We start from the raw sequence: 25,171 nt of genomic DNA, 5'->3' as shown, positions 1-25,171 counted from the left end.
GCTGAGCAACTAAGAAATGATAACGCAGACTTGAATAAGGTTTGCGTTTATTTTTTGAGGCTATTCACAATACCGCTGAGCAACGCATTGAAATCAAAATCTTCGCTCGTGCCCATGCGTACCACCACTAAATCATGCTTGGGAAATATAGCCACCATTTGCCCTTGAAACCCGCTGCAATAGAACATTTCGCGTGGCACATCCGGGAATTTCCCGCCGTCGTTGAGCCAAAATTGCGCGCCGTAGTTTCCGTTAGAAGTTTGCGTTGGCGTTGACACGTATTTTGCCCAGTTTTCATCAAAGATTTGTTCGCCGTTCCAGTTGCCTTTGTGCAAGTATAAAAGCCCGAATTTGGCCCAATCACGCGCGGTGGCCCAACCGTACGATGAACCTACAAAGTTTCCGCTCATGTCGGTTTCAACCAGCGCTGAATACATGCCAATTTTATCGAGCAAACTGCTGTACCAAAAGTCTAAATATTGTTGATGTGAATTGAACTGTTTTTTCAAAATTCCAGAGAGTAAATTGGTGGTTCCCGATGAGTAATTCCAGCTTTGATTAGGTGGGCCGATGAGTGGTTTTTCTAGCTGAACCCGTGACATATCTTTGGATAGAAAAAGCATTTGAGTGGCATCGCAAATCTTTTCGTAATTCTCTTCCCATTCAAGGCCTGAGTTCATGTGCAGCAAATCATTCAAAGTAATTTTTTTGCGCTCGTCTTTTTGCCATTCAGCAATGGGTGCCGGTTGGTTGATGTTGATTTTATGTTGGTGTTGCAAAATACCAAAATAGGTTCCGGTGATGCTTTTGGTCATAGACCAGCCCAGAATTTTTGAGTTTTTGTTAAATCCCGGAGCGTATTGTTCGCCCAATAAATGATCTTTATATAAAACAACTACCGCGCGGGTTCTTTTGCTTTTTTCACCCTTTTGATCAAAGGCGTTTTCAATAGCGGTTTTTAGTTTTGGGGTGTCGATATCATCAAAAATGGTGTCTTTTTCAGGTAAAGTTCCCAGCGGATAAGGCTTTTGAATGCCCGGCTGCAAACGATTCGGAACCTCATACGGCAATGTCAAATCAAAATCATCATCAATGAGTGTGGCGCCTAACCCTTCTCGATAAATGGCTTTGCGTTCTTTAAGTCCGTACACTGATGAAAGCGCCCATTTTCCGGCATCGTCAAAACTGTTTTTAGCCAAACGAACCAGCGGTAAATCATTGTCGGTTTGGTTGATGAGTTCCAAAGAACGGTGGTCTATAAAATGACCCGAAGCGACACTTTTGGCCGCAAAGCCCGATATCAACTCAAGTTTTGGATAATTGGCCGCGACACCATATATCAATCCGGCTAAAACAATGAGCCCAAAAAACTTTAAAAACTTTCTCATCTGTAAGACTTTTTGTACTCGGGTAAAAGTAGCAAAACAATTGAATTATTAACGACTTCTTAGCGATGTATGACTTTCAATTTTATTACTTTTGTTTTGAATTTTTCTAAATAGTAAATGACCGACATTCAGCAAATCCGCGCGGAATTTCCGATACTTTCTCAAACCGTTCACGGCAAGCCCTTGGTGTATTTTGACAACGGAGCTACTTCGCAAAAACCCAAAGTAGTTATTGACGCCATACAGCATTATTACGAGCAAATCAACGCCAATATTCATCGCGGTGTGCATACTTTGAGCCAAAAGGCTACTGATGCTTATGAGTTGTCTCGTCAAAAAATTCAAAATCATATCAATGCAACGCATGCTTATGAAGTGATTTTTACTTCAGGTACAACGCATTCAGTCAATGCCATCGCCAACGGTTTTGCCTCGATTTTAAAGCCCGGCGATGAGGTTTTGGTTTCGGCTTTAGAGCATCACAGCAATATCGTTCCGTGGCAAATGCTTTGCGAGCGAACCGGGGCTGTTTTAAAAGTCATTCCAATGAACGAGCAAGGCGAGCTGATTCAAGAAAAATACAAAGCGTTGCTCAACGATAAAACCAAAATCGTAGCGGTAAACCATATTTCAAATGCACTCGGAACCATTAATCCGGTCAAAGAAATGATTGCTTTGGCGCACCAAGTTGGCGCAGCGGTTTTGATTGACGGTGCACAGGCAGTTCCGCATTTAAAGCCCGATGTGCAAGATTTAGACTGTGATTTTTATGTTTTTTCAGGGCATAAAATGTGTGGCCCGACCGGTGTGGGAATTTTGTACGGAAAAGAATGTTGGCTCAACCGATTACCTCCGTATCAAGGCGGAGGAGAAATGATAGCGACGGTCAGTTTTGAAAAAACAACTTATGCGGGATTGCCTCATAAATTTGAAGCCGGAACGCCCAATATTGCCGGCGGTATTGTTTTGGGAGTGGCCGTTGATTATTTGAATTCTGTGGGTTTTGACACTATTCAAGCCTATGAAAATACGCTTTTAGAATATGCAACGGAGCAATTGCTTCAAATTGAAGGGTTGAAAATTTACGGAACCGCGCGTGAGAAAGCTTCGGTGGTTTCTTTTAATATTGACGGAATTCATCCGTATGACATCGGAACCATTATTGACAAAAAGGGAATCGCCGTTAGAACCGGACATCATTGCGCCCAACCGATTATGGATTTTTATCAAATTCCGGGAACCGTGCGCGCATCGTTTGCTTTTTACAATACCCAACAAGAAATTGATTATATGATTGAGGCCATTCAAAAAGCCCGATTAATGCTTTTATAAGATGATGAAAACAGGATTTTTATTTTTATTAATGCTCCTCATGGGCAAAGGATGTGGTTCTGATGCTCAAAAAGACATGAGCAACACAGTAGTTGATTACACTGCCAATGCGCGCGGATTTTACCAACGAATTGTGGTGAAAAACCAACATTATTCAGTGTACAAAAACCGCCGCGATGAACAAGATGCTGCGGTTAAAGATCAATTATTGAGCGATGCCGATTGGAAAGTTTTGGTCGAGGAATTTCAGAAACTCAAACTTCAAGAATTATCAACCTATGAAGCGCCGACCAAAAAGAGGTTGTATGATGGAGCACCACACGCAGATTTAAAGATTACCTACCACGACAGCGTATATCAGTCGCAGACTTTTGACCATGGAGCACCGCCGGCTCAGATTCAAAAACTGGTAGAAAAAATCAACCAATTAGCACCGAAATCGTAAAATGAATATCCGCGAAATACAAGAAGAAATTATTGATGAGTTCTCGATGTTTGACGATTGGGAGGAGCGTTTTCAGTATGTGATTGATTTAGGGAAAACACTTCCGCTCATTGCCCCTGAATTTAAAACCGACGAAAACACCATCAAAGGTTGCCAATCCAAAGTTTGGTTGCACAGCGAATTGCAAAACGGCAGAATTGTTTTTACCGCTGATAGTGATGCGATTATTACCAAAGGAATCATTGCGATTTTGATTCGCGTTTTCTCAAACCAAACACCTGACGATATTTTATCAGCCAATACTGATTTTGTTGATGAAATCGGACTCAAAGAACAATTATCACCCACACGCGCCAACGGACTCGTGTCTATGATCAAACAAATAAAAATGTACGCTTTAGCCTATTCGGCCCAAAAATAATCACCATGGAAAACACGATAGATACCAATGCCTTAGGAGAGGCCATTGTTAAAAAACTCAAAACGATTTACGACCCTGAAATTCCGGTTGATATTTATGAACTCGGATTGATTTACGACGTGATGGTCAATGAAGATTTTGAAGTAAAAATTTTGATGACTTTGACGTCGCCGAATTGTCCGGTGGCCGAAACTTTACCCAGAGAAGTTGAAGAAAAAGTGACATCCATTGAGCACGTAAAAGCTACCGAAGTTGAAATTACTTTTGATCCGCCTTGGAGCAAAGACTTGATGAGTGAAGAAGCTAAACTTGAACTCGGAATGTTGTAACCATGTCAGACGAAATCATCAATAGAGTAGCCAACAGCGCACTTGAGGTTTTTGATTTAGAAGATTATTACACCAAAGGCGTTCGTGTGGAAATAGATTTAGCACAATGGCTTTGGGAAGGTTTTGTGCTCAAGGAAAAAGAATTTCGAACCGCTTTAAACGAATATGATTGGAGCCAACATCAAGACCAACTAGTAGCGCTTAAATGCAGTACCGATGCCATAATTCCGGCTTGGGCGTATGTATTGGTTACAACTTTTCTTTCGCCGTTTACAGCCAAAATTGTACAAGGAAATTTGGAGGATTTAGAAACCGCTTTATACCAAGAAGTTTTACCCAAAATTGACTATTCAATTTATCAAGACAAACCAGTAATTTTAAAAGGTTGTTCTAAAAAGCCGGTTCCGATGAGTGCTTATTTGATGGCGGTTCAAGAGATACAGAAATACGCCAAAAGCATTATGTATGGCGAGGCGTGTTCGGCCGTTCCGTTGTACAAAGCCAAAAAATAAAAGCGCTTATAGTCAGATTTTTCGCTCGGTTTTTTAATTTTGCGCTTTCTAAAACAAAGAACAAATGCAAAAGAAACTATGGTGGGCACTTGCGCTGTTGGTCAGCGGATTGATTCAAGCCCAAACTTCAGAGAAAGAGCTCATCGGGAACACCGAAAAAACAGTTAAGAAAACGGTTGATACCACCAGTAATGGTTGGAAAACCAAAGGGAATTTGATTTTTTTGTTCAATCAATCTAACTTCAACAATTGGTTGGCCGGTGGTGAAAACAATATTTCGGGAAACCTCGGAATCAACTACGATTTTAATTACAAGAAAGACAAAATCACTTGGGACAACAAAGTCATTGCATCTTATGGTTTGATTCAGACTAAGAATGCCGATTTTGAAAAGAAAACCGACGACCGTTTTGAATACAATTCTGTTTTTGGTAAAAAGGCTGGAGGATATTGGTATTACTCCTTTTTTATGAACTTTAGAACGCAGTTTACCAAAGGTTATGTATACTCTAAAGATGCCAATGGTAAAGAAATCAGAACTGAAAACACCAACATGCTTTCGCCTGGATATTTAACTTTTGGTCCGGGTATGTTGTGGAAGAAAAGTGACAATTTTAAATTTAATATGGCACCGCTTACCTCTAAGTTTACTTTTGTTGATAAAGACTTTACGCTTCCGAATAAAGCCTATTTTGGGGTTGAAGAAGGAAAGAGCTACCGATACGAACTCGGTTTCTATGCTTCAGGCTATTACAAATTTGACATCATGCAAAATGTCACCCTGGAAAATACTTTGAACCTTTATTCTAATTATTTAGACAAACCGCAAAATGTAGATTTAGATTACACAACCAATATTGTGATGAAAATCAATCGTTATTTGACGACCAATTTTGTGTTTCAAACGATTTATGACGACAATGCTTTTGCCGGATTTCAGACGCGACAAATCTTTGGTTTGGGTGTGAATTATGCCTTTTAAATCAAAACCACTATAACAAAAAAGCCTGATATGACATCAGGCTTTTTTATTCTTCAGCGTCTTGATAATCAGGATATAAAAAGTGATTATACGGAAAGCGTGTAATGTGAATTTGACGAACTGCTTCATAAACGCGCTCGCGAAATTCTTCAAAATTTTCTTTGTTGGTGGCGGATATAAATAAGGTATTTTTATGGCCGAAATCATTCATCCAAGTTTGTTTCCACTCTTCAAGGGTGTAGTGTTTTCGGGTGCGTTCGGTCATTAAGTCGTCTTCTTCAATGATCTGATGCTGATAGGCGTCGATTTTGTTGAAGACCATTAATGTTGGCTTGTCATGACTTTTGATGTCTTGTAGAATTTGATTTACGGAGGCAATATGATCTTCAAAATCCGGATGCGAAATGTCCACCACATGCAAAAGCAAATCAGCTTCACGAACTTCATCAAGGGTGCTTTTGAACGATTCGACCAATTGTGTCGGTAATTTGCGGATAAAACCAACGGTGTCCGAAAGTAAAAAAGGCAAATTCCGAATCACGACTTTACGAACTGTCGTATCAAGGGTGGCGAACAATTTATTTTCAACAAAAACTTCGCTTTTACTAATTACATTCATCAAAGTTGATTTGCCTACATTGGTGTATCCAACCAATGCTACACGTACCATAGCCCCGCGATTGCTGCGCTGAACCGACATTTGTTTGTCAATAGTTTTGATTTTCTCTTTTAAAAGCGCAATGCGGTCGCGCACAATACGGCGGTCGGTTTCAATCTCGGTTTCACCCGGACCGCGAAGCCCAATTCCTCCTTTTTGACGTTCTAAGTGTGTCCACATGCCTGATAGGCGGGGTAGTAAATACTGACATTGAGCCAACTCGACTTGTGTTCGAGCATAAGAAGTCTCAGCGCGTTGGGCAAAAATATCCAGAATCAGATTGGTTCGGTCGAGTACTTTGCAGTTGAGGATTTTACCAATATTCTTTTGTTGTGACGGCGAAAGCTCATCGTCAAAAATAACAGTGGCAATTTGGTGTTCACGCACAAAAACATTGATTTCTTCCATTTTTCCGGTTCCGAGAAAAGTCTTAGGATTCGGCCGCTCCATCTTTTGAAAAAAGCGTTTGATGACTTCGCCACCTGCGGTAAAAGTCAAGAATTCAAGTTCGTCTAAATATTCACGGAGCTTTTCTTCTGATTGATTTTGGGTCACAATCCCAACCACCACCGTTCGCTCGTAATTGATGTTTTCTTTCTCTAACATAGGTACGTTTTCGATTGCAAAATTAATCAATAAACTGACATTTCACCTGATTTTATGGGCATTATACCGATGATTTTTGAGCAATCTACGTTAAAAAGCAAATTTCTCTTAACGCTTTCATATATTTTGTTAAATTTGGGGCTCAAAAATTGCAATACTTTAACAAACCACCTAAATTTTCATTGTTATGAAAAAATTAATTCTATTCTTTTTTGTTGCCTTGTACAGTCTGGTTGGACAAGCTCAGTTGAATGAAGGATTTGAAGGCGCACCAGCAGCAGCAGACGCTTCAGGAATTTGGGCGCTAACTTCAGGAAACTGGCTCGTACGTGACAACAGAACCAACACGGGTCAGAACTGGAAGAAAAATGTTCCTCCGCACGCTTCTTATCAAGGAACTGATTGCGCCTTCATTGATCGCGAAAACACAGGTCAGGGTGTTTTGGCAGAAGAGTGGTTGATTTCGCCACTTATTAGTGCCATTCCTGCTAGTAGCCAATTCAGGTTTTTTACTAGACAAACCTTAGCCGGTGATACCGGAACAAAGTACCAAATTCGTGTGTCAAGTTCACCCAACCAAGATGATTTGGCTTCGTTTACTGTTTTGCAGGAATACACCGAAACACAATTGAGTACGCTAACTGCTGATCAATTGGATTATGAAGAGAAGATAATTAATTTAACTTTTACAGGGAGCAGGTATTTTGCGTTTGTTAAAGTGTTTACCCAACCGGGTGCTGCTACATCAGGAGACCGTTGGTTGGTAGACAATGTTAGAATTATTCAAAGATGTCCAGATCCGTCTGCCTTGAGTGTAGTTACTCCGATTCAGTCTACATCAGCAACGCTTCAGTGGACAGCTAATGCCGGGATTAATGATTTTGATGTAATCTACGGGCCGTCAGGGTTTGATCCAGAGGCGATTCCGTCAGAACCGGGGGTTAATACAATTACAGGGATTAATTCAACCACAACACCAAGGTCTTACAATTTAACGGGTTTAACCCCTGGAACGAATTACCAATATTATGTTCGCTCAGTCTGCCCTGAAAGCACGAGTATTTGGGTAGGGCCGTATCTTGTGCCGACACCTCCGCAAGGAGCTTTGTGTAGCGATCCTATTCCAATTTCTAATCTGCCTTATCAGAGCAATAGTAATACGTTAATTTACGGTGACAACATTAGCACAACAGGTGATACGCCGGGAAGTTCATGTGGAACGACAGGTGCTTTCTTAGCCAGTAATGATGTTGTTTATTCTTATCAAAATAATTCAACAGATCCTATCTTGTTGGCCGTAAGTATGAATCCGCTCGGAAGCACCAATACGGGTGTTTTTGTATATGGTTCTTGTTCATCAATCGGAACGACTTGTTTAGGAGGAGTCGCCAACGCCAACTCAAGCATCAGAAACTTAACAGTTCCTGTGGCTGCAGGACAAACGGTGTATGTGTTGCTTTCATCAACAACAGCTACTACCAACTTTCCTTATACTTTAATTGTTCAGCAAGCCAATTGTGTTGCACCGATTAACTTATCTGTTCCATCATTTACAACTACAAGCGCCAACCTTTCATGGTCTAACGGAACCTCAAGTACTTCAACTGCTTGGGAAGTTGCCGTACAACCTGCAGGAGCCTTGATTCCATCAGGGCCTGGTGTTTTGGCAGTAACCAATTCAAACTTCCCGGTCACGACCCAACTAGACGGAACTCCTTTGGCTCCGGCTACACAATATCAATATTGGGTACGCGCAGATTGTGGTAGCGGATTATATAGCGCATGGTCAGGCCCATTCCTTTTCAATACAGACGTTTGTGAGGCCGTTAATAAATGTAATTACACATTTGTTTTGACTACTTCAACCGGAAATGGATGGAAAGGCGCTATTATGCAAATCAGACAAGCGGGAATTGTTGTTGGAAGTATCGGCCCAACATTCACTACAGGCTTAGGCCCAGTGAACGTGACGGTTCCTTTATGTAATGCTTTGCCATTTGATTTGGTGTGGACTACAGCAGGAACCAACGCGAATTCAGTTCGTTTGTTGGTTAAAAACAGCTTTGACCAACCTATATATTCAATAACGTCTAACAGTGGTAGTCAAGTGGGCAACACTTTGCTTACTAAAATGGTTGATTGTTTGAATCCAGAATGTCAAAGGCCTACTGGAGTACAAGTTCCTACAGCTACTATTTTTACGACATCAGCAACGGTTAATTGGACAACCTCAGGAATTCCAACGACCGGTTGGGAAATTTATTTAGTTCTTTCTGGACAACCTGCTCCAACCGATACAACCATACCAACTTATACGGTTCCAGGAACTGATCCGACTTCATTTGAAATGGGATTGACAGCTCCATTCGGACCGTTAACCCCAGATACATTGTATGATGTTTATATTCGTTCGGTTTGTTCGGTGGATAGTCCAAGCGATTGGACATCGGTTACAACTTTTAGAACCATCCCAACTTGTTTTAGACCAACTGCTGTGGCGGTAACTATTGCAAGTGTAACCACAACAACAGCTCCAATTACTTGGACGAATGGTCAACCAACAGATACACAATGGCAAGTATTATTGATTCCTGCCGTTTTAACACCTCAAGGACCAACAGCTCCGGCTGCTCCGGGGGTTATTCCTCCATCAGGAAACGGAGAGTTATTATTTGATGTAACCGCTCCGGGATCACCATTTACAGCAACCGGTTTGCAACCGGCTACAATCTATTATGTATATGTTAGAACCGTTTGTTCAGCTTCAGATTCTAGCGTATGGCAACCTGCTACGATACCAAGTTTCAATACAGTAACATGTGATCCTGCGGCGAAATGTAACTATAAGTTCTTGTTGTCTAACACCACAGGAAATACCTGGAATGGTGGTAGAATGCTCGTGAGACAAAATGGAATTACAGTAGCTACTCTCGGAGCCAACCAAATCAACAATGCAGCCGGAGTAACGGTTGCTTTGTGTCCGGGCGTTCCATTTGATTTGTATTGGAGTGTTGCAGGAACAGCACCTGATTTGATTGGTGTTACCGTTGTAAACCCATTCTTGGATGTGCTTTATACCAAACTTCCTGCTGAAGGAGCGCCGCTTACGGTTTTGTATAGCGGAACCGGAAACTGTACGCCAGCACCTTGTTCTAAACCAACAGGTATGACTGCGGTTACTACATCAAATAGCGCTTTGTTAACATGGACGGACAATTCGGTTCCTCCATCACAAAGTTTTGATTTGTATGTAGTGCCAACAGGTCAACCAGCACCGACTAATATTCCGCCAACACCGCCAACAATTTCTGGCATTATAGGCACTTCATACAATTTAACGCAACTCAACAGTTTGCCTTTAACACCTTCAACATCTTATACTTATTATGTTAAGGCAATATGTGCTGATCCAGACAGCAGTGCTTGGACAGTTTTGACACCACTTACCTTTGTAACAAAACCAGTTAACGATGAGTGTTTAACAGCTACACCAGTACCTATTAATGCTGGTCAAACCTGCGGAATCACCGTGGCCGGAAATACTTTCGGAGCTACAGCTTCATTGCCAATACTTTCCCCACCTTTATCAGGAACAGGTTGTGGACAACCCAATAATGATGTTTGGTATAGTTTTGTAGCTACAGCTACTAGCCACAGTATTAACTTGACAGATTTAGTAGGCACACCAGCTGCTGCAACATTACATCACAGTGTTTTTTCAGGTGACTGTAATAACCTAGTTAAATTATATTGTAGTACAGCACTCAATAGCGGCGCTACGGGATTAACAATAGGAAACACCTATTATATTCGCGTATACAATTCAAATACAACAGCTGGTCAATCAGTTGCTTTCAATATTTGTATTACATCACCACCAGCCAATGACGAATGTATTGGAGCACTTGACGTTCCGGTAAATCCGGATCAAGTATGTGCGCTACAAACAGCCGGAAACACGCTCGGTGCTACGCCTTCCTTACCAACATTAACAGGAACAGGTTGTACCGGTAATGATGACGATGTTTGGTTCAAGTTTACTGCAACCAACGCAATTCACATGATTGAAATCAAAGATTTGATTCCAACTCCAGCTTCTGCAACCGTTGCTTTGAACCACACTTTGTTCTCAGGAGATTGTGGTACTTTAACCAATATCTATTGTAGCAACTTACCTCAAAGTGTTGCAACAGGATTAGTTATTGGACAAACGTATTATATTCGTGTTTATACCAATGGTACTACAGCAGGACAGTCTGCAACCTTTAATGTTTGTATAAAAACACCTCCGCCACCGGCAACTAATGATGAGTGTGCTAATGCCATTCCGGTTGCTGTGAATCTTACCGCTGTTTGTACGCTTACAACACCGGGTAATATTATTGGAGCAACGGCTTCATTACCTGCAGCGGCCACATGCCAAGGAAACTCAAACGATGATGTTTGGTTCAGTTTTGTGGCTACTTCAACCACGCATTTTATTTCACTGTTAAATGTTGAAGGAACAACGACCAACTTAAATCACGCAGTATATTCAGGAACTTGCGGCGCATTGACTTTGAAATATTGTAGCGCAGCCAACTCTTTGACCAGTAATAATGCAACTTTTGTTGTTGGTCAAACCTATTACATTCGTGTTTGGTCAAACGAAGCTGCGAGTCAGGTGACCACTTTTAACCTCTGTGTAAAATCAATTTCAACTTGTGAAAATGCAGCTCCTTTCTGCGGTTCGTCTCCAACAGACCCTTATATTTTTGAGAATACAACAGGAATCACCAGTACAGGACAAATCGCGTGTTTAGGATCAAACCCGAACCCAACATTTTATACTTTGCATGTTGGACAAACCGGACCTTTGTATTTTAATATACTTCAAAATACAGCGATTGATGCAGCGGGTAACCCGACAGGCCAAAACTTAGATGTTGACTTTGTGGCTTGGGGACCATTTACTTCTACAGAATCGTGTGATCAAATTGCCTTTGTTGATTGTCCAACTTGTCCGTTTGACAACTTCCCGCCTAACAACAGTACTTTCTATCCATTAGGGAATATCATTGATTGTAGTTACAGCGCTAGTTTTACCGAAACTTTAAGCATCCCTAATGCCCAACAAGGTGAGTTTTATGTTATCTTGATTACTAACTTTAACGGAGCTGCCGGATTCATTAAATTGGTTCAAACTAATTTTGGTGAACCAGCCTCAGGTGAAACTATTTGTTGTGGTGTTGATTTAGGCTCTGATGAATCTGTTTGTGATACAAGCATTACATTGAATGCACTAGAAGGAGTTGTTGACTTGAATAACGTTCCGGGTACGTATCAATGGTATTACAACGGTTCAACAACACCAATTCCTGGAGAGAATGGTCCAACAATTACAGTAAATCAATCTGGAACTTACCGCGTAACGGGTGCGTGTGGATTGAATGAAGTTGAGGATACCATTATTGTAACGTTTAATGTTACACCAACTCCAGAAATTACCATTACCCAACCAACTTGTGAGAACCTATTAGGAAGCATTGAAGTTACCGCTCCAACAGGTGGCACAGCTGTTTTGCCATCGGATTTATATATTTCTGAGATTACTGACGCAGAAACAGGGTCGTTAACTTATGTTGAAATTTTTAACGGAACCGGTGCTGCTGTCAACTTGAGCAATTATAAACTCAAAGTATACAACAACGGAAACGCTACAGCGTCTTGCGATTTAGCACTTTCAGGTACGATTAACAACAATACAACTAATGTTATAAAACTTAGTACAGATGTAAATCAACCAGGCATTACTCCGAACCAGACTTTCACTACTTGTGGCGGTGTAAATATCGATGACAATATTAAATTAACCACATCAGCCGATGTAGTAGTTGATAATTGGGGAACATCAGATGGTTCGGCATTTACACCTTCAAACCAACCGGGTTATGTGTACAGAAGAAACCAATTAGCGACAGCACCAAATACCGGATGGAATCCTGCAGATTGGACCGCTATTGATCCAGAAGATTACTCAAATATTGGTACTTATGTGGCCAGTCCAACTTCAGGTTATCAGTACAATGTTGATAATGGATCATGGCAAAACGAGACAAGCTTTACCGGTCTGTCTGTTGGTTCGCATACGGTCTATGTTCGTGATGTAAATACGGGTTGTATATCTTCATTTACATTTGATATTACTCCATCAAATGTGAATCAGCCAGTCACTTCATGTTCATATCCTGCAACAGTTTGTATTACAGATCCAAACCCAACGAATTCATTTACCGGATTAACGCCAAACGGGCAATTTTCATCTGACTCAGCTCAATTGGTAATTGATCAAAATACAGGTGAAATTAATTTGGCAGCATCTCAACCAGGAGGTCCGTATAACATAACTTATAGTTTTGCTGGAGACTTGGCTAATTGTATTGCACCAGGAAGTACAACTGTTCAAATTGTTGTGACACCTCTTGCAGTTCCGACCTTTACTCAGCTTGGACCAATTTGTGCCGGAACAACTTCTCCGGTTTTTGTTAACACATCAAATGAAGGAATTGTAGGAACATGGAACCCGCCAACAATTAGTAACACGGCTTCAGACACCTATACTTTTACACCAGATGCAGGTCAGTGTGCTGATATAGCCACGATGACTATTCAAGTAACAACAGAAAATATTACGCCAATTTTTGATCCGATACCGGCATTTTGCGAAGGAACAACAGCGCCAAGCTTACCGTCAACTTCAAACAATGGCATAACTGGGGTTTGGGTACCGGCAACGGTTAGTAATACAGCATCTGACACCTATACATTTACTCCTGACCCAGGACAATGTGGTGTGGTTGCACAAATGACCATCACGGTTACCCCACCGAGCATCACACCAAGCTTTACGCAAATACCATCTTTCTGTGAAGGAACAACCGCGCCAAGCTTACCGGCCACATCAAATGATGGAATTACCGGAACTTGGAATCCGGCTACAGTAAGCAATACGGCTACAGGTATCTATACCTTTACACCAGATGCCGGTCAGTGTGCTCTTCCGGTTGATATGACCATCACGGTTACACCTCCGAGTATTACACCTAGCTTTACACAAATACCATCTTTCTGTGAAGGAACAACAGCGCCAAGCTTACCGGCCACATCAAACGATGGAATTACCGGAACTTGGAATCCGGCTACAGTAAGCAATACGGCTACAGGTATTTATACCTTTACACCAGATGCTGGTCAGTGTGCTCTTCCGGTTGATATGACCATCACGGTTACACCTCCGAGTATTACACCAAGCTTTACGCAAATAGCATCTTTCTGTGAAGGAACAACCGCGCCAAGCTTACCGGCCACATCAAATGATGGAATTACCGGAACTTGGAATCCGGCTACAGTAAGCAATACGGCTACAGGTATTTATACCTTTACACCAGATGCTGGTCAGTGTGCTCTTCCGGTTGACATGACCATCACGGTTACACCTCCGAATATTACACCGACTTTTATTCAAATTGCTGATATTTGTTCTGGTTCGGTGGCTCCGAGTTTACCAACAGCTTCAATTGAAGGTATTTCAGGAACTTGGAATCCAAGCATTGTTGACAACAACAATACTACTACCTATCAGTTTACACCAAATGCCGGACAGTGTGCAGTAGGCCAAACCATGACCATCACAGTTAATCCTACATTGACGCCTAATTTTGCTGCCATTCCTCCAATTTGTGAAGGAAGCCCTATTCCAACATTAGACAGCATGTCTCCAAACGGAATTCCGGGTGTTTGGTCACCGGCAACCATTACAGAGAGCGGTACATATACCTTTAGCCCTGCTCCGAATGTTTGTGCTTTGGCTCAATCTATTGAAGTTACGATTGTTCCTAAACCCGTATTCACAGTTGATGGAGGTTGTATTGGTTCAGAATACACTTTAACCGTTTCTCCTCAATTAGCTGATGCTATTTATGTTTGGAAGGACGAAACCGGAACTGTCATTGCCGGAGAGAATTCATCTACTTTGGTAGTATCACAAACAGGTAATTACACTTGTGAAGTTACAGTAAACGGATGTTCTGGGTCAGAGATTGAGCCAGTAACAACAATTTCTTGTTTGATTCAAAAAGGTATTTCACCAAAAGGTACCGGAATTGGTGATGGCAAGAATGATTACTTTGATTTAGAAGGATTTAATGTGTCTAAACTTCAAATATTTAACAGATATGGCGCAGTAGTTTACAGTAAAACCCGATACGTAAATGAATGGTATGGTCAGTCTGATAATGGAGATGAATTACCTGATGGTACTTATTTCTATGTTATTGATATTGATGGACAGAAATCTAAATCCGGATGGATATATATTAACCACGAGCAATAATCATTAGATTGTTAATTGAAGATTTAATAAACAAATCAAACTTTACAAAAAGTAATACAATGAAAAAAATAATTTATACATCGTTACTCGTGGTTTTGGCTGTGTTTGGCGCCCAGGCTCAGCAAGATCCTCACTATACTCAGTATATGTATAACATGAATGTGATTAACCCAGCCTATGCAGGATCTAAGGAGCATCTTTCCTTTGGTTTGTTGTATCGTAAACAATGGGTTGATATCGAGGGAGCTCCTTCTACATTTTCTGCTGCAGGATCAATGCCTGTAGGTAAAAATGTTGGTTTGGGTTTGTCGATGATTTCTGATAAAATCGGACCTATATCTGAAAACAATGTTTATGCTGATTTCTCATACACTCTAAACTTAGGTGGAGAACATCGTTTAGCATTTGGTCTGAAAGGGGGAGCAACTTTTCATAAAGTTGGTTTATACAGCGAAATCGGACAAGATAATGTTCCTGATTTGAATGACCCTGCTTTTGCCAAAAACACAAGTAACACTTTCTTAAACATTGGTTCAGGTTTGTTTTACTATACAGACAATTATTATTTGGCTTTTTCGGTTCCGAACATGATAAAATCGACACATTTGGATTATGACGGAAGAAAGTACGGTAACGAATCAGTTCATTATTTCTTAACCGGTGGTTATGTTTTTCAGTTATCTGACCTGTGGAAATTTAAACCGTTTGCTATGATAAAAACGGCTTTTGGTTCACCTATGTCTTATGATATTTCAACTAACTTTTTATATAATGAGCGATTTGAAATGGGGGCGACCTATCGAAGAGATGATAGTTTTGGAGCAATGGTTAATTATGCCATTAGTCCCAATGTGCGTGTTGGATATGCATATGATCATGTAATATCTGATTTAAAAGTAGCTACTACTTCATCACATGAGGTTATTTTGTTATTTGATTTGAATTTCCCGAAAAAAGTATCTCAATCACCTCGTTATTTCTAATCTCTTAAAGCAAGCTTAACATGAAAAAGTTATATATAGTCCTCAGTTTTGCCATCGCCAGTAGTGTGACAGCGCAGAACGCCGATACGCAGAAAGCAGACAAACTCTACAACCGTTATGAGTATGTTTCTGCCGCTAAAGAGTATTTGAAACTTGTTGAGAATGGCAAGACCAGTCCATATGTTTACAAGCAATTAGCAGATACTTATTTTAATATGTTTGATACGACTGAAGCGGCCAAATGGTATGCACAAGCCACGCAAACAGAGCAAGATGCCGAAACTTATTATCGTTATGCGCAAATGCTTAAATCAAACGGAAAATATGAAGAGTCAAATAAGCAAATGCAAAAATTTGCAGCTTTGGCCCCTAAAGATCAGCGCGCTATTACCTTCAAGCAAAATCCTAATTATGTTCCAAAATTGTTAGATAAGCATAAAAATTTCACGGTTAAACCGCTTGAAATTAACAGTGATAAATCTGATTTTGGAGCGGTACTATACGATAATCAACTGTATTTTACCAGTGCCAGAAATACGGCTCGTAAAGATTACGGATGGAACAAAGAACCATTTTTAGATATATACAAAGCTGATTACAATATTGATGGTACTTTTACTAATTCGGCTACCGTTAATGAGCTTAATTCTAAGCGTCACGATGGGCCGGTAACCATTAGTGCTGATGGTAATACGGTGTATTTTACCAGCGATAGTTTTCGTGAAAAAGTATTTGAAAAAGACAAAAAGAACAATCTGCAATTAGGAAAGAACAATCTTTTTGTATGTACTAAAGAAAACGGTAAATGGGGCAAAATCATTTCATTGCCATTTAACAGTAAAGAGTATTCTACAAGTAATCCAAGCTTGAGTCGCGATGGCAAAACGCTTTATTTCTCATCAAATATGCCAGGTAGTATTGGCGGAGTTGATATTTGGAAAGTTGCTGTAAATGCTGATGGAACCTATGGCGAGCCGGTTAACTTGGGTGCTAAAATTAATACTGAAGGCAATGAGAGTTTTCCTTTTATTGCAGATGACAACAATACACTATATTATGCATCTTCCGGAAAGCAAGGCTTAGGAGGCTTAGATGTTTTTGTTGCTGATTTAGCCAAAGGAACTGAAGCTGTGAATATGGGACAACCCATCAATGGCGAGAAAGATGATTTTGGTTTTACATTTAATAAGGATAAAAATATCGGATTCTTTGCAAGTAACCGTGCAGAGAGCGACGATATTTATTTAGCGACTCCATTATGTGGCGTTGAACTCATAGCTACGGTAACTAATGCTAAAACCGGAGCTATTATACCGGGGGCCAAAGTGGCTATTTTGGATGATAAAAACAATGTCATCACTTCTAAAAATGCCGATGAAAAAGGACAAGTCTCATATGATGTAGAATGTGATAAAGCTTATAGTTTAGAAATTTCTTCTGAAGGATTTGAAAGCAATACTTTCCCGGTAGGAAAAACCAAAGGGGGCAAAAAAGAAATGCCGGTTACTTTGCAACCTATCGAATCGATCATCACCGAAACCGAAGTGGTGTTGAACCCTATTTATTTTGAGTACAATAAAGCCAATATTACCCGTGAAGGAGCCTTTGAGTTAGATAAATTAGTTCAAGCGCTTAAATCAAACCCTAATATGGTTATTTTGGCCAAATCACACACAGATAACCGCGGTAGTGATGTATACAACTTAAATCTATCTGACAAGCGTGCTAAATCAACAGTACAATATGTAATCTCAAAAGGAATTCCTGCAGAAAGAATCTCGGGTAAAGGAATGGGCGAGATAGAGCCAAAAGTTGATTGTAAAGAAAACTGTACCGAAGAGCAACATGCTCAAAACAGACGTTCAGAATTCTTAATCGTCAAGAAATAAATACACACTTGAATAACTTTAAAGCGGAGCAATTAGCTCCGCTTTTTGTTTGTGGTTTTATAAAGCTAGTTCTTTTTTTATAGTTTAGGGTTATAGCCCTTACTCAGTAAAAGATACTTAGCTGCCGGGTTGTGTTAGTTTAACTTTTTAAACATTGCGATAGCTGTGTTGGGGCAGAGTGTTTCAAACTCTTTGGTTTGCATAATTTTTTGAGGAACATATGCCCGTTCAATTATTTCAAAACCTAGTTTTTCAAAAAACCTTTCGGCAGTAGTTGTCAGCAAAAAAAGCGCTTCGATCTGATTTGATTTGCAATATAGAATTATTGAATTGACTAGCTTTTTTCCGAGATCATGATTCCGAAATTTTGAATCGACAGCTAATGACCTTAATAACGCAATGTTTTGATATTCTTCAACACCTACAACACCAATAATGCGCTGTTTATGTGTTACCACGAACAACTTGATTTTGCCGGCATCAACATCCTCTATGGGTAGATTATGCTCGGCTAATAGGCATTTGATGTTTTTAACTTGGCTGGTTTTTGCTTTTTGAATATTAAAATTCATCACTGATTCTACATTAAAGTTTAACCCGTTAACACATAAAGCTTAGCGCAAAGTTGACCGAAGGATGCATCACAGCCCAGTACGGATGTTTTGCTAAGATAGAATTTTGTTCTTGGGAACTAAATATAAAGTATAGGAAATCAAATCATAAGCGGTGATGGCTATTGTTGAAGCCTCTATGTTTTAGATTTTGTATTTCTTATGATGACTTTTACTAAAATAATATGAACCGTAGCAATGAAAGCTAAACAGTTTTTGCTTTGTTAAAATGTGTCATTTTTTTTGAAAAATAAAAAATGACACAACTTTTGTGTCAAAATAAAAATTTTAAAAAAAATGACACAAAATTGTTACAAATTGTTTTTTCACTCCAGAATTGCAACAAAATATTTTGGATTGTTTCTCAAGAAGTAATTTCGAACATGAACTACAATTCGCGCCTTGTTTTGGGTTTCCAGTAACTTACTATTATATAAGCGCAGGTATTGCTTTACAGCAGAAAGAAAATAAAAAAAGAGGCTTATATAAGCCTCTTTTTGATGTTTTTTTATGCTAAATATTAGTTAGCTGTAATTTTAACGTTGTCAACTTCCCATGTGGCAGAAGCACTACTCGTTGAAGTATACTTAAATGCTACATATACCGCGGTGTTTCCTGCTCCGGTAAAAGAGTTGATGTTAATATTTCCAGAGCCTGTCCAAACGTAGTTACCGTTTATTGGCGACAAGGTTCCTGTTACTGGAGTCCAGGTCACACCGGCAGCTAATGGGCTTCCGCTACCCGAGTAATTGTTTGAAATAAAAACTTCGAGTGCATTTCCTTGGAATTTAGTTGCTGTATCATAAGATAATGTAGCTCCAGACAATAATGATAAATCTTGAGCAGGTGATATTAACCAATCTTCATTGGCATTGTTTGCATTGTTGGCAAAGCCAGACATTTTAGCACAAGCTCCAGGATTACCGAATGAAGTAATTTGTCCCCATGTTTGCGCTCCAGAAACACTAAAAGCCACCCAAGAGCCTATACCTCCGGTAAATGATTCATTGATGAGCGGTTTTAAACGATTAGGGTTGTTTAATTGAATATCTCTAGTTGTTCTTACCATAAATTGATAATCACTACCAAATTTTGTCATGACGCCAAGAATTTTACCACTGTTGCTAGGAACTGATTGCGTAGCAAAGGTCGCATATTGACTTACACGTAAAATCAATTCATTTCCTTGAATGTCTTGAATTGTATGATTGGTTGCACTACCTAGATTGTTTAGGCTTTCATCAAAATACTTTTTACCTAATGAAGCTTCGGTGAATTGAACATTCTCTAATGCGATAAGTTTGTTCAAGTTTGCATCGTTTTTAGCTTGGGCAATAGTCATTGTTTGCGCTAAATTTGCTTCATCTTTATATTCGTTGCATGAAGCCGTGAGTACAGTTTGATAATCTACACCAGAGATTCTTCCAACTTCATCATCAAACTCATCATCAGGAGTCCCGTTGTTGTACAACGAACCAATAACTGTTGAACCGGTTTGTTTTACAAAATAACGATTCTTCATGTGTACATAAACCAATCTTCCCGGCTCATATTTAGTATATAGGTTGTAATCGTCAATAGGCATACTAAAACCAATAGTACCATCGGTTGAAACAAGCGAAATTGATTTATAGAAATTTCCGCCTTCATCACTTGAAGTAACATAAGCTTCAATAACATCATCATTTTCATATTTTGCATAAGCACCAGCTGCTGCCGAGGTAACAGATGATACACTTGTGGTTGCGGTTAAATTAGCGCAATTATCTTTTAAATCAGAATCGCTAGGAACACTATAATGCTCAGGATCTGTACAACCAATGGCCGCTCCTAAAACCACTGAAGCGAATAAGAATTTGTAATTTTTCATAATCTATGTTTTAAAAACTTTTTGATTAATTACTTCCGTATACTTTTACATTGTCAATCTCCCAAGTTGAAGATTCTAATGTAGTTGAAGTATATTTAAAGGCAATGTAAACAGTTTCATTTCCAGGCCCTGTGTAATTAGAAATATTCAACAATCCAGAGAAAGCATATTTATACTCTCCGGTAGACAAAGTTGCTCCTTCAATCTTTGTCCAATTGACACCTGATACACTAGGACTCCCAGCGCCAGAGTAGTCTCTGGAAACATAAACTTCAATTACTGGTCCAGTAAATTTAAAAGCATTGTCAAATGCAATAGAAGCCTCAGTATACTTTGACAAGTCTTGTGCAGGAGAAATCAACCAGTCAACATTGGCATTATTTCCACCCGAATAGCCGGAAATTTTTGCACATGGGTTAGGCGGAAAATCAGATCCGTTGTTTGGATTGGGATTTCCATATGTTGGATCAATTGTCCATACTTGTGACCCCGTTTCACTATAGGTAGTCCAACCTGTAAAACCATCTGTAAAATTACCTTTGAAGATAGGTTTGTCAACATAAGGCAAATCGGTCTTATCGTCACAACTGCTCAAAACACCCGTGAAGACCAATGAAATCAATAAAAATTTAAAAATGTTTTTCATAGAATTTTTGATTAGAAGTTAAGATAAACATTAACAAAGAACGTTCTTCCGTAGCCGAAGAAATATTTAGGTCCAAACGAAGGCGTTCCGTTGGCATTATCAGCTACATAATCTGGATAAGTTGCTTTTCTAGATTGTTCGAATCCTCCGGTTTTATAAGTTACATCAAATACATTGTTTACTGAAGCAAAAAACCCGAAAGTGTCGTTTTTAACTTTCCAAGATTTTCCGCCCACCAAATTCACCAAAGTAATTGGGTCAAATTTTTCTTGTTTTAAAACTTCTCTCAACGATTCTTCGGTAACACCATCATAAGTGGTATTGCCTCCACCTTTGATAACTGTAAAGTTATTGGTTCTTAAAATAGCTGATACATCCATGTATGAATCAGCTAAATAGTTTACGTTGGCACCAATCCACCAAAATTTTGGTGCGCGGTACTCTAAACCGAAAGAATACGCTTGTTGCGGAGAACCAGAAACACGATAATTCTTCAAATAGGCATAACCAAAATCAGTCAAAGGATTAGTGTTGGTTGAACTAGCTTGGGCATCATCATTTACTCTTAAACGAGGATTGTTGTCATAAATTGATTGGCCATAAGTAGCAGCCCCGCTAGCTTTGATGGTCGAGGTGATTTGATATTCAAAGCCAAATTCAACACCCATGTTTTTCTTATTGATACCGGTCAAGATTTCGCTAACAAATGAATCTTCATTTCCTGTGCCCACCGCATCGTCATCAAATAATCCTTCTCCGTAAAAGAATGCAAGTTCAGTTGAGTTCATGATTTTACTAAAATAGCCCGTTACACGAGATTTAAATTTAGGAGTTTTGATGATGTAACTTGCGTCAGCATTCATAATGGTTTCACTACTCAAATCAGGTGTAAGGTTGTTGTTGATGCGTGCGTTTGAAAAAACATTTCTCAAAAAAGGTGCTCGTGTCATGTATGCAGCATTAAAATCCAACATTTGACGACCTGTAATTTTGTAGGTCAATCCGCCTTTAAAGCCGAAGTTTTCAAAAATTACTTTGTCACTGTAACCGTATGAATTGCTTGCATATATTCCGTTTTTGTACAAACCTTCTCTTCTGTATTCAGAGCGTGCAAAAGACTGTGCTAAATAAAAATCAACTTTTTTGTAGTTGAATTTAAATTGAGTAAATCCATCAAAAGTTGTTGCGTGAAGGTTGTAATTATATCCATAAGTATCGCCAACTTTGATTTGTCTGTTTGGATTATTCAAGTCAGATTGGGATAAATCGCCTGCATAAAAAGGATCAATATCTAAGAAGTAAGTGCCGCCCAATAAGTCCATCATTTTTTGATAGTTTTTAGAAGTCAATTTTCTGAAGTTGATGGCAGCATTAACCGTAATATTGTCGGTAATAGAAGAATTCAAGATAGAATTAGCCGTCCATTGCTTGTCTTCAGTTCGGTCTTCATATAAGGCGTAAGTACTTTTTCCGTTTTGATTTGGAGACAAATTAGCGCGATACATGGCATTCCAATTGAGCTGACCATCGGCCAAAAAGTTGTTTTTAGCAGTAATCGCTTGAGGATTTGTATACGTTGGGTTGCCATTTGCATCTAAAATAGGGTCACCGTTTGCATCAACTGCTGGCAAGTAATAATCTTGCGAATTCAAGTAATAACTTGGTAGATTTCGGTAATAAGTTGGGTCAGGGTTATTAGCCAATTGATAATCCAAACGACTGTTTCCTACATATCCGGTTTGAAAAGCTACGTTGGTATTTAAGTTGGTTTTCTCTGAAATCTTCCAATAATGACTCAACATATTAATTGGCTCTTCGATATCTTTTACACGTGAATTTCTCTTATCACCATTTTGCCATCCCCAATAAGCGTTGTAATCTTCGCCTTTTAAGTCAATAACTTCTTGAGTATTCGGAGAAACTTTTCCGCGACGGTTGCGTGCATAAATTGAAGTAAAATTCAAAGAGTGTTTTTCGTTGAATTTTTTCTCTACACTAGCAAAAATTGAATTGGCACTATAATCAGTCCCTTCAAAATAACCTTCTTGCGCCCAACGTCTTGAAGCCGAAACCACAAACGCCCAGCCGTTAGTATTCATCCCTGAGGCATGAGTAGCCATAGCTCTCCAATCATAGTTGGTGTTGGTTCCTGAGAATGAAATACGTGAACCTTTTCTGTAAATAGAAGCTCTGGTGTTGATTTCTTGCGAACCTAAGATGCTTCCAAAAGTGTAATCTGACGGACTACTACCTAGGGTAAACTCTTGGTTTCTGGTTGCGTCGTTCAAACCACCCCAATTACTCCATTGCGGTCTTCCGTCGTATAATTTATTCATAACCACTCCATTGATCATGGTGGTTCCGTACTCGTTATCTAAACCTCTAATTCTAAAACGTGCTTGTCCCCAATTAAAAGCGGCAGCTTGCTGAAAGTTATCGCGGCTAGCTTGTAACAAGCCCGAGGTGCTTTCTGAGCCACTATTGTCATCGCCCAAATCATTTTCGGTAATGGTAATGAGGCTTAATTGCTGTTCTTGCGTGATATCTTCAGAGGCAACCACATTTCCGAGATCAAGCATTTGTCCGGATGCAACTTCAATTTGAAGCAGCTGAACTTCATACCCTTGCGTTTCAATTTTAAGGGTAAAACTACCCGCCGTTAAATCGTTAAATGAGAACTTACCAGTAGGGTCAGTAAGGGTAGTCATTGAAGAATTTAGAACAGATACAACTACATTTTGCAATGCTTTATTTGTTTTTGAATCTACCACTTTTCCGGTAACACCGGTTAAGTTTTGGGCAAAGGCAAAAAACACTTGCAAGACAAATAATGTACAGAGAACAAGTTTTTTCATAAAAAATAAAAGAGATTAATTTTCTGGTTTTGTCAAGATTAATAAAAACTTAACAGCCGACAAATGTACAGTTTTTAATAATAAATTATACTTTTGACACGAAATTTATACTTAGCATGACCTTAATTTAACGGTTCGATTTATGAGAATTAGCAAAATATTTGCCCTGTTGATTGTGATTTTTTCAATACAATTGACACAAGCCCAAAAAAAGTACTCAGTTCACACGGTTGCTTTCTACAATTTTGAAAACCTATTTGACACCATCAACAACCCCAATAATGATGAAGAATGGTTGCCTAATGGAGCCCAAAACTGGACCTCCAAAAAATACCACAAGAAGTTAGAGAATTTGGCCCGTGTGCTTTCTGAAATTGGAACAGGCGAAAATCCGCATTCACCCACATTAATCGGAGGATGCGAAATAGAAAACCGGGGCGTGCTTGAAGATTTAGTCAAACAACCCAAATTAGCCGCTGCTGATTATGGCATTGTTCACTTTGACTCACCCGATAAACGCGGTATTGATGTGGCTTTACTTTACCAGAAAAAACATTTCAAACCCATCAGTTCAATCAATGTTCCGTTGATGATTTATCGCGATGAGAAAAAGGTTGAAAAAAGTACAGAAAAGGAATCTGAGGAAGATAAAGAGGATAAAGATAAAATAGAAGTAGGCAATGGTGAACGCGTTTATACCCGCGACATTTTGTTGGTAACGGGTTATCTTGATGGTGAAGAGGTGAATGTAATTGTTAACCACTGGCCATCGCGTTCGGGAGGCGAGAAAAAAAGCAGTCCGTTTCGAGAAGCTGCAGGACGCATGTGTCGTAAAATCATGGATTCTATATACAAAATCAATCCAAACGCCAAAATCATTGCCATGGGTGATTTAAATGACGGAACCTACAACAAAAGTGTAAAAGAAGGGATTGGCGCCAAACGCAAAAAAGAAGAAGTTAAAGAGTTTGGCATTTACAATCCGTTTGAACAAATGGCGCGTGAAGGAAACGCTACACTATTTCATCGTGATGCCGGAGATATTTTTGATCAAATCATGGTTTCAGAACCGCTCATCAGAAATGATTACGCTTCTTTTAGATATTGGAAAGCCGGTATCTATAATCCGCAGTATCTCATTCAGAAAACAGGCCAATACAAAGGATATCCGCTTAGACACGGAGCTAATGAAGTCGGTTTTAGCGATCACTTTCCGGTGTATATTTATTTGATTAAAGAAATAAAGTAAAAACAAGAGGACAGCTGCGGTTGT

The 25,171-nt window shown here is 39.5% G+C and carries 16 protein-coding genes; 10 read left to right on the top strand and 6 right to left on the bottom strand.

The features are described from left to right. Positions 1-47 precede the first annotated feature (47 nt). Positions 48-1,388: a serine hydrolase domain-containing protein gene (locus KIH23_RS02335; RefSeq protein WP_213211038.1), complete on the bottom strand. Its 1,341-nt coding sequence runs from the start codon at positions 1,386-1,388 to the stop codon at positions 48-50. A 117-nt stretch (positions 1,389-1,505) separates the two neighbouring features. Between KIH23_RS02335 and KIH23_RS02330 the strand changes: the two genes are divergently transcribed. The 6 genes from KIH23_RS02330 to KIH23_RS02305 all read left to right on the top strand — a co-directional run bounded on the left by KIH23_RS02330 (position 1,506) and on the right by KIH23_RS02305 (position 5,409). After that, the gene (locus tag KIH23_RS02330) at positions 1,506-2,720 is read left to right on the top strand and encodes an aminotransferase class V-fold PLP-dependent enzyme (protein ID WP_213211037.1); all 1,215 of its coding nucleotides are present in this window, start codon (positions 1,506-1,508) and stop codon (positions 2,718-2,720) included. A gap of 1 nt (position 2,721) precedes the next feature. Next, positions 2,722-3,165 carry a hypothetical protein gene (locus KIH23_RS02325; RefSeq protein ID WP_213211036.1) on the top strand — a complete coding sequence of 148 codons (444 nt, stop codon included), beginning with the start codon at positions 2,722-2,724 and terminating at the stop codon, positions 3,163-3,165. A gap of 1 nt (position 3,166) precedes the next feature. Then, entirely contained in the window at positions 3,167-3,586 is a 420-nt protein-coding gene (locus KIH23_RS02320) for a SufE family protein (protein WP_213211035.1), read from the top strand. A 5-nt stretch (positions 3,587-3,591) separates the two neighbouring features. After that, positions 3,592-3,915, top strand: a complete 324-nt coding sequence (locus tag KIH23_RS02315; protein WP_213211034.1) for an SUF system Fe-S cluster assembly protein — start codon at positions 3,592-3,594, stop codon at positions 3,913-3,915. Between the two features lie 2 nt (positions 3,916-3,917). Then, entirely contained in the window at positions 3,918-4,427 is a 510-nt protein-coding gene (locus KIH23_RS02310; protein ID WP_213211033.1) for a DUF2480 family protein, read from the top strand. A 64-nt stretch (positions 4,428-4,491) separates the two neighbouring features. Then, the gene (locus tag KIH23_RS02305) at positions 4,492-5,409 is read left to right on the top strand and encodes a DUF3078 domain-containing protein (protein WP_213211032.1); all 918 of its coding nucleotides are present in this window, start codon (positions 4,492-4,494) and stop codon (positions 5,407-5,409) included. 46 nt (positions 5,410-5,455) lie between these two features. Here KIH23_RS02305 and hflX read toward each other — a convergent pair whose 3' ends face one another. Further along, positions 5,456-6,673, bottom strand: coding sequence for a GTPase HflX (gene hflX / locus KIH23_RS02300; protein WP_213211031.1), 1,218 nt, complete (start codon positions 6,671-6,673; stop codon positions 5,456-5,458). 187 nt (positions 6,674-6,860) lie between these two features. Between hflX and KIH23_RS02295 the strand changes: the two genes are divergently transcribed. Genes KIH23_RS02295 through KIH23_RS02285 form a run of 3 tightly spaced genes read left to right on the top strand, consistent with a single transcriptional unit; the run spans position 6,861 to position 17,916 of the window. Beyond that, entirely contained in the window at positions 6,861-15,044 is an 8,184-nt protein-coding gene (locus tag KIH23_RS02295) for a fibronectin type III domain-containing protein (protein ID WP_213211030.1), read from the top strand. A gap of 59 nt (positions 15,045-15,103) precedes the next feature. After that, positions 15,104-16,027: a type IX secretion system membrane protein PorP/SprF gene (locus tag KIH23_RS02290; RefSeq protein WP_213211029.1), complete on the top strand. Its 924-nt coding sequence runs from the start codon at positions 15,104-15,106 to the stop codon at positions 16,025-16,027. A gap of 20 nt (positions 16,028-16,047) precedes the next feature. Further along, positions 16,048-17,916 carry an OmpA family protein gene (locus KIH23_RS02285; RefSeq protein ID WP_213211028.1) on the top strand — a complete coding sequence of 623 codons (1,869 nt, stop codon included), beginning with the start codon at positions 16,048-16,050 and terminating at the stop codon, positions 17,914-17,916. A 134-nt stretch (positions 17,917-18,050) separates the two neighbouring features. Here the strand turns inward: KIH23_RS02285 and arsN2 are convergent, their stop codons facing one another. From arsN2 to KIH23_RS02265, 4 genes are all read right to left on the bottom strand, one after another. Next, on the bottom strand, positions 18,051-18,488 hold the full coding sequence (arsN2, locus tag KIH23_RS02280; protein ID WP_249684762.1) for an arsenic resistance N-acetyltransferase ArsN2: 438 nt from the start codon (positions 18,486-18,488) through the stop codon (positions 18,051-18,053). 559 nt (positions 18,489-19,047) lie between these two features. Beyond that, positions 19,048-20,397 (bottom strand): DUF5689 domain-containing protein, encoded by a 1,350-nt coding sequence (locus KIH23_RS02275; RefSeq protein ID WP_213211026.1) that lies wholly within the window; start codon positions 20,395-20,397, stop codon positions 19,048-19,050. A gap of 25 nt (positions 20,398-20,422) precedes the next feature. Beyond that, a complete protein-coding gene (locus tag KIH23_RS02270; RefSeq protein WP_213211025.1) occupies positions 20,423-21,043 on the bottom strand; it encodes a choice-of-anchor J domain-containing protein in 621 nt (206 codons plus the stop codon). Positions 21,044-21,054: 11 nt separating this feature from the next. Further along, positions 21,055-23,898: a TonB-dependent receptor gene (locus tag KIH23_RS02265; protein WP_213211024.1), complete on the bottom strand. Its 2,844-nt coding sequence runs from the start codon at positions 23,896-23,898 to the stop codon at positions 21,055-21,057. Positions 23,899-24,040: 142 nt separating this feature from the next. Here KIH23_RS02265 and KIH23_RS02260 point away from each other — a divergent pair, with 142 nt between their 5' ends. Further along, entirely contained in the window at positions 24,041-25,147 is a 1,107-nt protein-coding gene (locus tag KIH23_RS02260; RefSeq protein ID WP_213211023.1) for an endonuclease/exonuclease/phosphatase family protein, read from the top strand. Positions 25,148-25,171: the final 24 nt, after the last annotated feature.

It is taken from the genome of Flavobacterium sp. CYK-55 (genome assembly GCF_018413465.1).
Lineage (GTDB): Bacteria > Bacteroidota > Bacteroidia > Flavobacteriales > Flavobacteriaceae > Flavobacterium.
The sequence above is the reverse complement of the archived record's forward strand: the minus strand, read 5'-3'. Positions and strand labels throughout refer to the sequence as shown.